Raw genomic sequence first — 13,777 nt, 5'->3', positions numbered from 1 at the left:
ATGGCTTCCTTTGACGGTGGAGGTTCACGGGTTCAGTGGACAACGCTGGCCGAGCCTTTGCTGCAACTCCTGGCGCAGTTGGTCGAGTTCGGCGATGCGGGTTTCGATCAGGTTAAGCTTGTCTTGCAGCAGTTGGGTCACGGCGCTGTCGGGGTCTGGAGCTTGCCATAGTGCGCCGACGCTGTTGCCGATTTCACCCAGGCTGAAGCCCAGGCGCTGGGCGGTCTTGATGTAAAGCACCAACTGCACCATGTCGGCGGGATAGTCACGGTAACCGTTGGCACTGCGTTGCGCGGCAATCAATCCGCGTTGTTCGTAGAAGCGCAGGGTGTCGCGGCTGACCTGGCTGGCCTGGGCTAATTCGCCGATACGCATGCAGAGGGCTCGAAGGGGCTTGACCCTGGAGCATACTCCAGGCTTTAGCGTGCTGGCTTCTTGAATTGAAGGAGCTTGCTGCTATGTGGACTGCACACCAATACCGTCAACTGGTTCGGGCCAGCGGCTGGTACGACTTGATCGTCACCGCGGCGCTGGTCACCCCCTGGACCTTTGTTCTGCTGCACAACGCCTTGGTGGCGTTGAATCTGCCCGGCGAACTGCCACCGTTCGCGCCAGTGCATATGTTGATGGCCAACCTGATGGGCTCGATTGTGTGCGTGTGGTCAGTGCTGCGAATCCGCGATCCCCAAGCGATATTTGGCCGCTATGACGCGGCCGGCCGGGTGTTATTTGCCACTTGGCAGATTTACGCGCTGGCCCACGGCGCAAGTTTAGTGCTGGTGATTGTCGTGGTGTTTGAAGTGCTGTGGGCGGTAGCGCAGTTGATGCCGGTGCGCCGTCCGGCAAGTTGATCAAAAAATGCTCAGTTACGCCGGGGCGTTGCGGGCTCTACCGCCGGCTCACTCTTGCACGGGTTATCCACAGGTTGCTCCACAGTAATTGTGCGCAAGCGTGTTCGGTGGATATAAGCGCTGCGGCCCTTTGTTCTAAAGGACATAACCCGCCTAACTGACTGTTTTTGAGCCGGATTAATACTTTAGTGTGGCGGGCTGAGCAAAAACTGAACAACCGCCTGAAAGCCTTGTGACAGAAGGGTTACAGGCGAGTGTGCTCAGGTTATCCACAGGCAGGTGCACGGCAGATGTGGGCAGTTTCAGCGCTCTAGCAGAATGCGCCCGCGGCTCAGGTCGGCGAGCTGAGTTTGCAAGGTGTCGATATGCGCTTCGCCGAGGGCCAGTTGCAGGTCGACGCCATTGGCGGTGAAGGTTTCTTCCATCACCAGCCCGCCCAGTTCGGCCACCCGTAGCTTCACCAACTGCAGCTCGGCAAAACCACAGGAGCAACTCAGTGGCACACGTTTGATCAGCTCGACGCGTTCGGCCGCTTGCAGGCACTTGTTGGCGCCGCCGCCATAGGCCCGGGCCAGGCCGCCGGTGCCCAGTTGGATGCCGCCGTACCAGCGGATCACCAGCACTACGACCTGGTCGCAGTCCTGCGCTTCGATCGCGGCCAGGATCGGGCGCCCGGCCGTGCCGCCGGGCTCGCCGTCATCGTTACTGCGGTATTGATCCCCCAGTTTCCAGGCCCAGCAGTTGTGCGTGGCATTCAGGTCGCTGTGCTGGTCGATGAAGGCCTGGGCGTCCTGGGGGCTGCTGATGGGGGCGGCGAGGGTAATGAAGCGGCTTTTGCGAATTTCTTCGCGAAACTCGCAAAAGCCGGTAAGCGTGAAAGGCATGGGTAACTTCGTTTAGAGGGCCGGCTTGATGCCACAGCCGTTGAGAATGATGTGGATAAGGTTGGTGCCAGCGTCTTCCATGTCCTGCTTGGTCAGCTTGGTGCGACCGGTCACGCGGCAGATTTGCGTGGCAAAGTCGGCGTAATGCTGGGTGCTGCCCCACAGCAGGAAGATCAGGTGCACGGGGTCGATGGGGTCCATCTTGCCTGCGTCGATCCAGGCCTGGAACACCGCCGCACGGCCGCTGAACCAGGCGCGGTAGTCCTGGCTGAAATATTCGGTCAGGCATTCACCGCCACTGATGATCTCCATCGCAAAGATCCGCGAGGCTTGTGGCTGGCGGCGGGAGAATTCCATCTTGGTGCGGATGTAGCGGGTCAGCGCTGCGGCCGGGTCGTCCTCGGCCGTCAGGGTGTTGAAGGTGCTGTCCCAGAGTTCGAGGATGTTACTGAGCACGGCAATGTACAGGCCCAGCTTGTTGGTGAAGTAGTAGTGCAAGTTGGCTTTCGGCAACCCGGCACTCGCCGCGATGGTGTTCATGCTGGTGCCTTTGTAGCCATGACGGGCGAACTCGTCTTCGGCAGCCTGCAAAATCGCTTGTTCGTTCTTTTGCCGAATGCGGCTTGCAGGTTTTCCGGCGTGGTTGCTGTGGGCAGGAACTTCGAGGCTCATGGAGGTTTCCGTGCAGATCGATGAATACGACGTGTGCACAGATAACCCACCCTCAAGCCCCAGACAAGTCCCGATACGATAAAACCGTCAAAGCGGCTCCAGAGTGTCGCTTTCCAGGGCCCGGTTTGCGGCATCTGCGGTGGCTTTGGGTTCAGGCAGTAACAAGCACAACGCAATGGCGGTCAGGCCGCCGCTGGTGATGGCGGAGTCGAACAGGTTCTGCACCAGCGTTGGCATCAGGTGCAGCAGGTTCGGTTGGGCCGCGATCCCCAGGCCGACGCCAAACGAGGTGGCGATGATCAGCATGCTGCGCCGGTCCAGCGGGGCCTGGGCGAGGATGCGCACGCCGGCGGCGGCGACACTGCCGAACATCACCAGGGTTGCCCCACCCAGCACCGGCTTGGGGATTTGTTGCAGCACCGCGCCGATCAGCGGAAACAGCCCGAGGCAAAACAGCACCACGCCGATGTACAGGCCGACGTAACGGCTGGCGACGCCGGTCAGTTGGATCACGCCGTTGTTCTGGGCAAAGGTGGTGTTGGGGAAGGCGCTGAAGGTGGCGGCGATCATGCAGCTGATGCCGTCCCCCAGCACGCCGCCCTTGAGCCGGCTTATATAGGAAGGGCCGCTGATGGGTTGGCGGGCGATCATGCAATTGGCGGTGAGGTCGCCGACGGTTTCGATGGTGCTGATCAGATAAATCAGTGCCACCGGCAGGAAAGCGCTCCAGTCGAAGTTGAAACCGAAGTGAAACGGTGTGGGCAGGCTGATCAATGGCAAGTCAGGCAGCGCTTGGGGCACCAGTTTTCCGCTGAACCAGGCGGCGAGGCTGCCCAATGCCAGGCCGATGATAATGGCACTGAGGCGTACCCATGGGGTGTTCGAGCGGTTGAGCAGGATGATGGTCATTACCACGAACACACCGAGTGCCAGGTTGGTCGGGGCGCCGAAGTCCGGGGCGTTGAAGCCGCCACCCAAGTCGGTGATACCGACCTTGATCAGGCTGATGCCAATCAGGGTGATGACGATGCCGGTGACCAGGGGTGTGATCACTCTTCTCAGTTGGCCGATAAACCGGCTCAACACCACCTGCACGGCTGCACCGAAGAAGCACACGCCAAAGATCATCGCCAGGATGTCTTCCGGGCTGCCGCCGCGTTGCTTGACCAGAAAACCTGCCGACAACACCGCACCGAGAAACGCGAAGCTGGTGCCTTGCAGGCAGATCATCCCGGCGCCAATGCCAAACGGCCTACGCGCCTGAATGAAGGTACCTACACCGGAAACCATCAATGCCATGCTGATCAGGTAGGGCAGGTGAGCGGTCAGGCCGAGGGTGGAGCCGATGATCAGTGGGGGAGTGATGATGCCGACAAACGCGGCCAGTACATGCTGCAACGCAGCAAGCAATGCAGGCAAAGGTTTGGGCCGATCGTTGAGGCCGTAGATCAGGTCACTTGGGTTTTCGGATTCTGGCGACATGGTGGGGAGCTCATGGCTGATGGTTCGAGATCCCCTTGTCTTGCAAAAAGCTGTCCAGCTGCTCAGGTTTTTCTGCGAGGCCCGTGTTAGCGCGTTGCGGCCAGACTTTCGAGGAAGCTTTCCAGCACCAAATGAGGGCGACGGCCCTTGCGCGTGACCGAAGCGAGGCTCAAATCGTAAAAGCGTGTAGCTGGTTTCAGCGCGCGCAGTCGGCCTTGTTGTACCCACAGACTGGCGTAGTGGTCGGGCAGGTAGCCGATGTAGCGGCCGGTCAGGATCAGGAAGGCCATGCCTTCGCGGTCCGAGGCGCTGGCGGTGCAGTTGAGTGCCTGGTAGTGCGCCTGGATATCGGCGGGCAGGCGGAAGGTCGGGGCGATGGCGTCCTGGCTGTTGATGCGTTCGTCGTCCAGTTGCTTGTCGTCGGCGTAAAACAGCGGGTGGCCGACTGCGCAGTAGAGCAGCGAGCGTTCGCTGTACAGCGGCTGGTATTCAAGCCCCGACAGGGCGCTGGCCTGGGGGACTACGCCGACGTGCAGGCGACCGTCGAGCACACCTTGTTCGACTTCATTGGGGGCGATCATGCGGATCTGGATCTGTACGTCCGGGCCGCGCTCCTTCAATTGCGCCAAGGCGTGGGTGATGCGCATGTGGGGCAGGGTGACCAGATTGTCGGTCAGGCCGATGATCAGCTCGCCGCGCAAGTGCTGGTGCAGGCCGTTGACCTCGGTGCGGAAACTTTCCAGGGCGCTGAGCAGCTGCAACGCCGACTGGTACACCTCGCGCCCTTCCTCGGTCAGGGAAAACCCCGCCCGCCCGCGTTGGCACAGGCGTAGGCCGAGGCGTTGCTCAAGATCACTCATTTGCTGGCTGATGGCCGAGCGACCAATCCCCAGGACGGTTTCCGCCGCCGAGAAGCCGCCGCATTCCACCACGCTGCGAAAGATGCGCAACAGGCGGATATCGAAGTCGCTGACTTGGGCCAGTGGGTCGGGTCGACGGCTGCTCATAGTTTAGTGAAGGCCTGACTGAAGGTTAGAAGAGTTGGATTTCACCGACTTTATCCCCGTGGCAATTTAGCTGCAACAACGCTTTTCAAATCCCTACGCTGCCTTTCGCCTTGCGAGGTTTTGCTCATGAACATGCCCGAAAACGCTCCGTCCACCCTGGCCAGCCAACTGAAGCTGGACGCGCACTGGATGCCGTACACCGCCAACCGCAACTTCCATCGTGACCCGCGTCTGATCGTGGCGGCCGAGGGCAGCTGGTTGACCGATGACAAGGGGCGCAAGGTGTATGACTCGTTGTCGGGTCTTTGGACCTGCGGCGCCGGGCACACCCGCAAGGAAATCCAGGAAGCGGTCTCCAAGCAACTGGGTACGTTGGACTACTCGCCGGGCTTCCAATACGGTCATCCATTGTCGTTCCAACTGGCAGAAAAGATTACCGACCTGACCCCGGGTAACCTGAACCACGTGTTCTTCACCGACTCCGGCTCCGAGTGTGCCGATACCGCCGTGAAGATGGTGCGTGCGTACTGGCGCCTGAAAGGCCAGGCGACCAAGACCAAGATGATCGGCCGTGCCCGTGGTTACCACGGTGTGAACATCGCCGGTACCAGCCTGGGCGGCGTCAACGGCAACCGTAAGATCTTTGGTCAGGCGATGATGGATGTTGACCATCTGCCTCACACCCTGTTGGCGAGCAATGCGTTCTCCCGTGGCATGCCGGAGCTGGGCGGTATTGCCTTGGCGGATGAGCTGCTCAAGCTGATCGAGTTGCACGATGCGTCGAACATCGCCGCAGTGTTTGTTGAACCGATGGCAGGCTCTGCTGGCGTGCTGGTTCCGCCACAGGGTTACCTGAAGCGTCTGCGTGAGATCTGCGATCAACACAACATCCTGCTGGTCTTCGACGAGGTGATCACCGGCTTCGGTCGTACCGGTTCGATGTTTGGTGCTGACAGCTTCGGTGTGACCCCGGACCTGATGTGCATTGCCAAGCAAGTCACCAACGGTGCGATTCCGATGGGCGCGGTGATTGCCAGCACTGAGATTTATCAGACGTTCATGAACCAGGCGACGCCTGAGTACGCGGTGGAATTCCCACACGGTTACACCTACTCGGCTCACCCGGTGGCCTGCGCGGCCGGCCTGGCGGCACTCGACCTTCTGCAGAAGGAAAACCTGGTGCAGAGCGTGGCCGAAGTCGCACCGCATTTCGAGAATGCGCTGCACGGCCTGAAGGGCAGCAAGAACGTGATCGACATTCGTAACTACGGCCTGGCCGGTGCGATCCAGATTGCGCCGCGTGACGGTGATGCGATTGTGCGTCCGTTCGAAGCCGGCATGGCTTTGTGGAAAGCCGGCTTCTACGTGCGCTTTGGCGGCGATACCTTGCAGTTCGGGCCAACCTTCAACAGCAAGCCGCAGGACCTGGATCGCTTGTTCGATGCGGTCGGCGAAGTGCTGAACAAGATCGACTGATTTCTCCTTCTATATAGAACAACTTTTCAGGAGCCCTGCATGAGCCTCATCCAGCATTTGATCAACGGCCAATTGGTGACCGAGAACGGTCGCACGGCTGACGTGTATAACCCGTCGACTGGCCAGGTGATTCACCAGGTGCCGTTGGCCAGCCGCGAAACCATTCAAAGCGCCATCGACTCGGCCAGGGCGGCCTTCCCGGCCTGGCGCAACACGCCACCGGCCAAGCGTGCCCAGGTGATGTTCCGTTTCAAGCAATTGCTGGAACAGAACGAAGCGCGGATCTCCCAACTGATCAGCGAAGAGCACGGCAAGACCCTGGAAGATGCGGCGGGTGAGCTGAAGCGTGGGATCGAGAACGTGGAGTACGCGTGCTCGGCGCCGGAAATCCTCAAGGGTGAGTACAGCCGTAACGTTGGCCCGAACATTGACGCATGGTCTGACTTCCAGCCGTTGGGTGTGGTGGCGGGTATTACGCCGTTCAACTTCCCTGCAATGGTGCCGCTGTGGATGTATCCACTGGCGATCGTCTGCGGCAACTGCTTCATCCTCAAGCCGTCGGAACGTGATCCAAGCTCGACGCTGCTGATTGCACAACTGTTGCAGGAAGCCGGTTTGCCTAAAGGTGTGCTGAGCGTGGTGCACGGCGACAAGGGCGCGGTGGATGCGCTGATCGAAGCGCCGGAAGTCAAAGCGTTGAGCTTTGTGGGTTCGACGCCGATCGCCGAGTACATCTATTCGGAAGCTACCAAGCGTGGCAAGCGTGTACAGGCGCTGGGCGGGGCGAAGAACCATGCGGTGCTGATGCCGGATGCAGACCTGGATAATGCAGTCAGCGCCTTGATGGGCGCGGCGTATGGTTCGTGCGGTGAGCGTTGCATGGCAATCTCTGTTGCCGTGTGTGTTGGCGACCAGGTAGCGGATGCGTTGATTGCCAAGTTGGTGCCGCAGGTCAAGGCGCTGAAGATTGGTGCGGGCACTTCCTGTGGCTTGGACATGGGGCCGCTGGTGACTGGCCAGGCGCGGGATAAAGTCAGTGGCTATATAGAAGACGGCGTTTCTTCGGGCGCTGAGTTGGTGGTCGACGGGCGTGGGTTGAGTGTTGCGGGCCATGAAGAAGGTTTCTTCCTGGGCGGTAGCTTGTTCGATCGCGTGACCCCAGAGATGCGTATCTATAAAGAAGAGATCTTCGGGCCGGTGCTGTGCGTGGTTCGGGTGAGCAGTCTGGAAGCGGCTATGCAACTGATCAACGATCACGAGTATGGCAATGGTACCTGCATCTTCACCCGTGACGGTGAAGCGGCGCGGTTGTTCTGTGACGAGATTGAAGTGGGCATGGTTGGCGTCAACGTGCCGTTGCCGGTGCCGGTGGCGTATCACAGCTTTGGTGGCTGGAAGCGTTCGCTGTTTGGCGACTTGCATGCCTATGGGCCGGATGGGGTGCGTTTCTACACCCGTCGCAAGGCGATTACCCAGCGCTGGCCGCAACGGGCCAGCCATGAGGCGTCGCAGTTTGCCTTTCCCAGCTTGTAAGTTCGGTCAGTAGAAGGCCGGCCCCTTGGGGCCGGCCTTTGCTTTTCAGGGCTTTTTTGACCGATATGACAGTATTGTGAAAAAAGGTGTTGACGGCAGATTCTGGAAGTCTATAATTCGCCCCACTTCCGGCGCAGTCGAAACGGAAAACTCCTTGGTAAACAAAGAGTTATGTAGGTTTCGACAGCGAGCTGCTTCAGATCATCGAAGCCCAGAAGGAGTTGATAGAGTCGTGTAGTTTGGCTCTGTTGACGGTTCGATCTTCTCGGTCGAAAGCGGAGAAAAAGAGGTGTTGACAGCAGCGTGTAACGCTGTAGAATTCGCCTCCCGCTAACGAGAGATCGGAAGCGCAAGTGGTTGAAGTTACAAAGGAAACTTTGAAAACTTCTTAAAAAAACCGCTTGACAGCAACAGAGGCTGCTGTAGAATGCGCGCCTCGGTTGAGACGAAAGATCTTAACCAACCGCTCTTTAACAACTGAATCAAGCAATTCGTGTGGGTGCTTGTGGAGTCAGACTGATAGTCAACAAGATTATCAGCATCACAAGTTACTCCGCGAGAAATCAAAGATGTAACCAACGATTGCTGAGCCAAGTTTAGGGTTTCTTAAAAACCCAAAGATGTTTGAACTGAAGAGTTTGATCATGGCTCAGATTGAACGCTGGCGGCAGGCCTAACACATGCAAGTCGAGCGGTAGAGAGAAGCTTGCTTCTCTTGAGAGCGGCGGACGGGTGAGTAATGCCTAGGAATCTGCCTGGTAGTGGGGGATAACGTTCGGAAACGGACGCTAATACCGCATACGTCCTACGGGAGAAAGCAGGGGACCTTCGGGCCTTGCGCTATCAGATGAGCCTAGGTCGGATTAGCTAGTTGGTGGGGTAATGGCTCACCAAGGCGACGATCCGTAACTGGTCTGAGAGGATGATCAGTCACACTGGAACTGAGACACGGTCCAGACTCCTACGGGAGGCAGCAGTGGGGAATATTGGACAATGGGCGAAAGCCTGATCCAGCCATGCCGCGTGTGTGAAGAAGGTCTTCGGATTGTAAAGCACTTTAAGTTGGGAGGAAGGGCAGTAAATTAATACTTTGCTGTTTTGACGTTACCGACAGAATAAGCACCGGCTAACTCTGTGCCAGCAGCCGCGGTAATACAGAGGGTGCAAGCGTTAATCGGAATTACTGGGCGTAAAGCGCGCGTAGGTGGTTCGTTAAGTTGGATGTGAAATCCCCGGGCTCAACCTGGGAACTGCATTCAAAACTGACGAGCTAGAGTATGGTAGAGGGTGGTGGAATTTCCTGTGTAGCGGTGAAATGCGTAGATATAGGAAGGAACACCAGTGGCGAAGGCGACCACCTGGACTGATACTGACACTGAGGTGCGAAAGCGTGGGGAGCAAACAGGATTAGATACCCTGGTAGTCCACGCCGTAAACGATGTCAACTAGCCGTTGGGAGCCTTGAGCTCTTAGTGGCGCAGCTAACGCATTAAGTTGACCGCCTGGGGAGTACGGCCGCAAGGTTAAAACTCAAATGAATTGACGGGGGCCCGCACAAGCGGTGGAGCATGTGGTTTAATTCGAAGCAACGCGAAGAACCTTACCAGGCCTTGACATCCAATGAACTTTCTAGAGATAGATTGGTGCCTTCGGGAACATTGAGACAGGTGCTGCATGGCTGTCGTCAGCTCGTGTCGTGAGATGTTGGGTTAAGTCCCGTAACGAGCGCAACCCTTGTCCTTAGTTACCAGCACGTCATGGTGGGCACTCTAAGGAGACTGCCGGTGACAAACCGGAGGAAGGTGGGGATGACGTCAAGTCATCATGGCCCTTACGGCCTGGGCTACACACGTGCTACAATGGTCGGTACAGAGGGTTGCCAAGCCGCGAGGTGGAGCTAATCCCAGAAAACCGATCGTAGTCCGGATCGCAGTCTGCAACTCGACTGCGTGAAGTCGGAATCGCTAGTAATCGCGAATCAGAATGTCGCGGTGAATACGTTCCCGGGCCTTGTACACACCGCCCGTCACACCATGGGAGTGGGTTGCACCAGAAGTAGCTAGTCTAACCTTCGGGAGGACGGTTACCACGGTGTGATTCATGACTGGGGTGAAGTCGTAACAAGGTAGCCGTAGGGGAACCTGCGGCTGGATCACCTCCTTAATCGACGACATCAGCTGCTCCATAAGTTCCCACACGAATTGCTTGATTCATTGAAGAAGACGATAAGAAGCAGCCCGAAATTGGGTCTGTAGCTCAGTTGGTTAGAGCGCACCCCTGATAAGGGTGAGGTCGGCAGTTCGAATCTGCCCAGACCCACCAATTTTGTGTGGGAAACGCCTGTAGAAATACGGGGCCATAGCTCAGCTGGGAGAGCGCCTGCCTTGCACGCAGGAGGTCAACGGTTCGATCCCGTTTGGCTCCACCACTACTGCTTCTACGTTATGAAAGCTTAGAAATGAGCATTCCATCGTTGTGATGGTGAATGTTGATTTCTAGTCTTTGATTAGATCGTTCTTTAAAAATTTGGGTATGTGATAGAAAGATAGACTGAACGTTACTTTCACTGGTAACGGATCAGGCTAAGGTAAAATTTGTGAGTAATTGCGAATTTTCGGCGAATGTCGTCTTCACAGTATAACCAGATTGCTTGGGGTTATATGGTCAAGTGAAGAAGCGCATACGGTGGATGCCTTGGCAGTCAGAGGCGATGAAAGACGTGGTAGCCTGCGAAAAGCTTCGGGGAGTCGGCAAACAGACTTTGATCCGGAGATGTCTGAATGGGGGAACCCAGCCATCATAAGATGGTTACCTTACACTGAATACATAGGTGTATGGAGCGAACCAGGGGAACTGAAACATCTAAGTACCCTGAGGAAAAGAAATCAACCGAGATTCCCTTAGTAGTGGCGAGCGAACGGGGACTAGCCCTTAAGTGGCTTTGAGATTAGCGGAACGCTCTGGAAAGTGCGGCCATAGTGGGTGATAGCCCTGTACGCGAAAATCTCTTAGTCATGAAATCGAGTAGGACGGAGCACGAGAAACTTTGTCTGAATATGGGGGGACCATCCTCCAAGGCTAAATACTACTGACTGACCGATAGTGAACTAGTACCGTGAGGGAAAGGCGAAAAGAACCCCGGAGAGGGGAGTGAAATAGATCCTGAAACCGTATGCGTACAAGCAGTGGGAGCAGACTTTGTTCTGTGACTGCGTACCTTTTGTATAATGGGTCAGCGACTTATTTTCAGTGGCGAGCTTAACCGAATAGGGGAGGCGTAGCGAAAGCGAGTCTTAATAGGGCGTCTAGTCGCTGGGAATAGACCCGAAACCGGGCGATCTATCCATGGGCAGGTTGAAGGTTGGGTAACACTAACTGGAGGACCGAACCGACTACCGTTGAAAAGTTAGCGGATGACCTGTGGATCGGAGTGAAAGGCTAATCAAGCTCGGAGATAGCTGGTTCTCCTCGAAAGCTATTTAGGTAGCGCCTCATGTATCACTGTAGGGGGTAGAGCACTGTTTCGGCTAGGGGGTCATCCCGACTTACCAAACCGATGCAAACTCCGAATACCTACAAGTGCCGAGCATGGGAGACACACGGCGGGTGCTAACGTCCGTCGTGAAAAGGGAAACAACCCAGACCGTCAGCTAAGGTCCCAAAGTTATGGTTAAGTGGGAAACGATGTGGGAAGGCTTAGACAGCTAGGAGGTTGGCTTAGAAGCAGCCACCCTTTAAAGAAAGCGTAATAGCTCACTAGTCGAGTCGGCCTGCGCGGAAGATGTAACGGGGCTCAAACCATACACCGAAGCTACGGGTATCATCTTCGGATGATGCGGTAGAGGAGCGTTCTGTAAGCCTGTGAAGGTGAGTTGAGAAGCTTGCTGGAGGTATCAGAAGTGCGAATGCTGACATGAGTAACGATAATGGGTGTGAAAAACACCCACGCCGAAAGACCAAGGTTTCCTGCGCAACGTTAATCGACGCAGGGTTAGTCGGTCCCTAAGGCGAGGCTGAAAAGCGTAGTCGATGGAAAACAGGTTAATATTCCTGTACTTCTGGTTATTGCGATGGAGGGACGGAGAAGGCTAGGCCAGCTTGGCGTTGGTTGTCCAAGTTTAAGGTGGTAGGCTGGAATCTTAGGTAAATCCGGGATTCTAAGGCCGAGAGCTGATGACGAGTTATCTTTTAGATGACGAAGTGGTTGATGCCATGCTTCCAAGAAAAGCTTCTAAGCTTCAGGTAACCAGGAACCGTACCCCAAACCGACACAGGTGGTTGGGTAGAGAATACCAAGGCGCTTGAGAGAACTCGGGTGAAGGAACTAGGCAAAATGGCACCGTAACTTCGGGAGAAGGTGCGCCGGTGAGGGTGAAGGACTTGCTCCGTAAGCTCATGCCGGTCGAAGATACCAGGCCGCTGCGACTGTTTATTAAAAACACAGCACTCTGCAAACACGAAAGTGGACGTATAGGGTGTGACGCCTGCCCGGTGCCGGAAGGTTAATTGATGGGGTTAGCTAACGCGAAGCTCTTGATCGAAGCCCCGGTAAACGGCGGCCGTAACTATAACGGTCCTAAGGTAGCGAAATTCCTTGTCGGGTAAGTTCCGACCTGCACGAATGGCGTAACGATGGCGGCGCTGTCTCCACCCGAGACTCAGTGAAATTGAAATCGCTGTGAAGATGCAGTGTATCCGCGGCTAGACGGAAAGACCCCGTGAACCTTTACTATAGCTTTGCACTGGACTTTGAATTTGCTTGTGTAGGATAGGTGGGAGGCTTTGAAGCGTGGACGCCAGTTCGCGTGGAGCCAACCTTGAAATACCACCCTGGCAACTTTGAGGTTCTAACTCAGGTCCGTTATCCGGATCGAGGACAGTGTATGGTGGGTAGTTTGACTGGGGCGGTCTCCTCCTAAAGAGTAACGGAGGAGTACGAAGGTGCGCTCAGACCGGTCGGAAATCGGTCGTAGAGTATAAAGGCAAAAGCGCGCTTGACTGCGAGACAGACACGTCGAGCAGGTACGAAAGTAGGTCTTAGTGATCCGGTGGTTCTGTATGGAAGGGCCATCGCTCAACGGATAAAAGGTACTCCGGGGATAACAGGCTGATACCGCCCAAGAGTTCATATCGACGGCGGTGTTTGGCACCTCGATGTCGGCTCATCACATCCTGGGGCTGAAGCCGGTCCCAAGGGTATGGCTGTTCGCCATTTAAAGTGGTACGCGAGCTGGGTTTAGAACGTCGTGAGACAGTTCGGTCCCTATCTGCCGTGGACGTTTGAGATTTGAGAGGGGCTGCTCCTAGTACGAGAGGACCGGAGTGGACGAACCTCTGGTGTTCCGGTTGTCACGCCAGTGGCATTGCCGGGTAGCTATGTTCGGAATAGATAACCGCTGAAAGCATCTAAGCGGGAAACTAGCCTCAAGATGAGATCTCACTGGAACCTTGAGTTCCCTGAAGGGCCGTCGAAGACTACGACGTTGATAGGTTGGGTGTGTAAGCGCTGTGAGGCGTTGAGCTAACCAATACTAATTGCCCGTGAGGCTTGACCATATAACACCCAAGCAATTTGAGTCGAAGAGACCAGATTGCGGTGTGTGAAGACGAAACGAACCGAAAGTTCGAGAAACTCACAAAACACCGAAGCTATCACATACCCAATTTGCTGAAGCGAGGCCAACTGGTCACGACTCAGTACCCGAATTTCTTGACGACCATAGAGCATTGGAACCACCTGATCCCATCCCGAACTCAGCAGTGAAACGATGCATCGCCGATGGTAGTGTGGGGTTTCCCCATGTGAGAGTAGGTCATCGTCAAGATTAAATTCTGAAACCCCTGATTGCTAACGCAATCAGGGGTTTTGTTT

General features: G+C 56.3%; 8 protein-coding genes, 2 tRNA genes and 3 rRNA genes. 8 read left to right on the top strand and 5 right to left on the bottom strand.

From position 1 onward, the window contains the following. Nucleotides 1-24 precede the first annotated feature (24 nt). On the bottom strand, nucleotides 25-375 hold the full coding sequence (locus JFU58_RS29425) for a MerR family transcriptional regulator (RefSeq protein ID WP_003211171.1): 351 nt from the start codon (nucleotides 373-375) through the stop codon (nucleotides 25-27). 83 nt (nucleotides 376-458) lie between these two features. Here JFU58_RS29425 and JFU58_RS29420 point away from each other — a divergent pair, with 83 nt between their 5' ends. Then, nucleotides 459-851, top strand: coding sequence for a hypothetical protein (locus tag JFU58_RS29420; RefSeq protein WP_063033281.1), 393 nt, complete (start codon nucleotides 459-461; stop codon nucleotides 849-851). 302 nt (nucleotides 852-1,153) lie between these two features. Here JFU58_RS29420 and JFU58_RS29415 read toward each other — a convergent pair whose 3' ends face one another. From JFU58_RS29415 to JFU58_RS29400, 4 genes are all read right to left on the bottom strand, one after another. Beyond that, nucleotides 1,154-1,735 carry an IMPACT family protein gene (locus JFU58_RS29415; protein WP_017478475.1) on the bottom strand — a complete coding sequence of 194 codons (582 nt, stop codon included), beginning with the start codon at nucleotides 1,733-1,735 and terminating at the stop codon, nucleotides 1,154-1,156. 12 nt (nucleotides 1,736-1,747) lie between these two features. After that, nucleotides 1,748-2,407 carry a TetR/AcrR family transcriptional regulator gene (locus tag JFU58_RS29410; RefSeq protein WP_201142970.1) on the bottom strand — a complete coding sequence of 220 codons (660 nt, stop codon included), beginning with the start codon at nucleotides 2,405-2,407 and terminating at the stop codon, nucleotides 1,748-1,750. Between the two features lie 87 nt (nucleotides 2,408-2,494). Further along, nucleotides 2,495-3,889 (bottom strand): uracil-xanthine permease family protein, encoded by a 1,395-nt coding sequence (locus tag JFU58_RS29405; protein WP_201142969.1) that lies wholly within the window; start codon nucleotides 3,887-3,889, stop codon nucleotides 2,495-2,497. A gap of 86 nt (nucleotides 3,890-3,975) precedes the next feature. Continuing rightward, the gene (locus JFU58_RS29400) at nucleotides 3,976-4,896 is read right to left on the bottom strand and encodes a LysR family transcriptional regulator (RefSeq protein WP_010174131.1); all 921 of its coding nucleotides are present in this window, start codon (nucleotides 4,894-4,896) and stop codon (nucleotides 3,976-3,978) included. 126 nt (nucleotides 4,897-5,022) lie between these two features. Between JFU58_RS29400 and JFU58_RS29395 the strand changes: the two genes are divergently transcribed. From JFU58_RS29395 to rrf, 7 genes are all read left to right on the top strand, one after another. After that, complete coding sequence (locus tag JFU58_RS29395; RefSeq protein WP_063033278.1) at nucleotides 5,023-6,372, top strand: aspartate aminotransferase family protein; 1,350 nt, start codon at nucleotides 5,023-5,025, stop codon at nucleotides 6,370-6,372. Between the two features lie 39 nt (nucleotides 6,373-6,411). Next, the gene (locus JFU58_RS29390) at nucleotides 6,412-7,905 is read left to right on the top strand and encodes a CoA-acylating methylmalonate-semialdehyde dehydrogenase (RefSeq protein WP_201142968.1); all 1,494 of its coding nucleotides are present in this window, start codon (nucleotides 6,412-6,414) and stop codon (nucleotides 7,903-7,905) included. Between the two features lie 626 nt (nucleotides 7,906-8,531). Continuing rightward, nucleotides 8,532-10,068: ribosomal RNA gene (locus tag JFU58_RS29385) — 16S ribosomal RNA — on the top strand. A gap of 82 nt (nucleotides 10,069-10,150) precedes the next feature. Then, nucleotides 10,151-10,227: transfer RNA gene (locus tag JFU58_RS29380), tRNA-Ile, on the top strand. 30 nt (nucleotides 10,228-10,257) lie between these two features. Then, nucleotides 10,258-10,333 (top strand) — tRNA-Ala (locus JFU58_RS29375). 234 nt (nucleotides 10,334-10,567) lie between these two features. Next, nucleotides 10,568-13,461, top strand: a 23S ribosomal RNA gene (locus tag JFU58_RS29370). A 153-nt stretch (nucleotides 13,462-13,614) separates the two neighbouring features. Beyond that, nucleotides 13,615-13,730, top strand: a 5S ribosomal RNA gene (gene rrf, locus JFU58_RS29365). Together the 16S, 23S and 5S rRNA genes with 2 tRNA genes alongside form the textbook arrangement of a ribosomal RNA operon. Nucleotides 13,731-13,777 lie beyond the last annotated feature (47 nt).

It is taken from the genome of Pseudomonas sp. TH34 (assembly GCF_016650865.1).
Taxonomy (GTDB): Bacteria; Pseudomonadota; Gammaproteobacteria; order Pseudomonadales; family Pseudomonadaceae; genus Aquipseudomonas; species Aquipseudomonas yamanorum.
The sequence above is the reverse complement of the archived record's forward strand: the minus strand, read 5'-3'. Positions and strand labels throughout refer to the sequence as shown.

Bases quoted from the DNA above. Each gene is read 5' to 3' on its own strand.
- JFU58_RS29400 (WP_010174131.1), bottom strand. From the start codon at position 4,896: ATGAGCAGCCGTCGACCCGACCCACTGGCCCAAGTCAGCGACTTCGAT.
- JFU58_RS29410 (WP_201142970.1), bottom strand. From the start codon at position 2,407: ATGAGCCTCGAAGTTCCTGCCCACAGCAACCACGCCGGAAAACCTGCA.
- JFU58_RS29390 (WP_201142968.1), top strand. From the start codon at position 6,412: ATGAGCCTCATCCAGCATTTGATCAACGGCCAATTGGTGACCGAGAAC.
- JFU58_RS29395 (WP_063033278.1), top strand. From the start codon at position 5,023: ATGAACATGCCCGAAAACGCTCCGTCCACCCTGGCCAGCCAACTGAAG.
- JFU58_RS29425 (WP_003211171.1), bottom strand. From the start codon at position 375: ATGCGTATCGGCGAATTAGCCCAGGCCAGCCAGGTCAGCCGCGACACC.
- JFU58_RS29420 (WP_063033281.1), top strand. From the start codon at position 459: ATGTGGACTGCACACCAATACCGTCAACTGGTTCGGGCCAGCGGCTGG.
- JFU58_RS29415 (WP_017478475.1), bottom strand. From the start codon at position 1,735: ATGCCTTTCACGCTTACCGGCTTTTGCGAGTTTCGCGAAGAAATTCGC.
- JFU58_RS29405 (WP_201142969.1), bottom strand. From the start codon at position 3,889: ATGTCGCCAGAATCCGAAAACCCAAGTGACCTGATCTACGGCCTCAAC.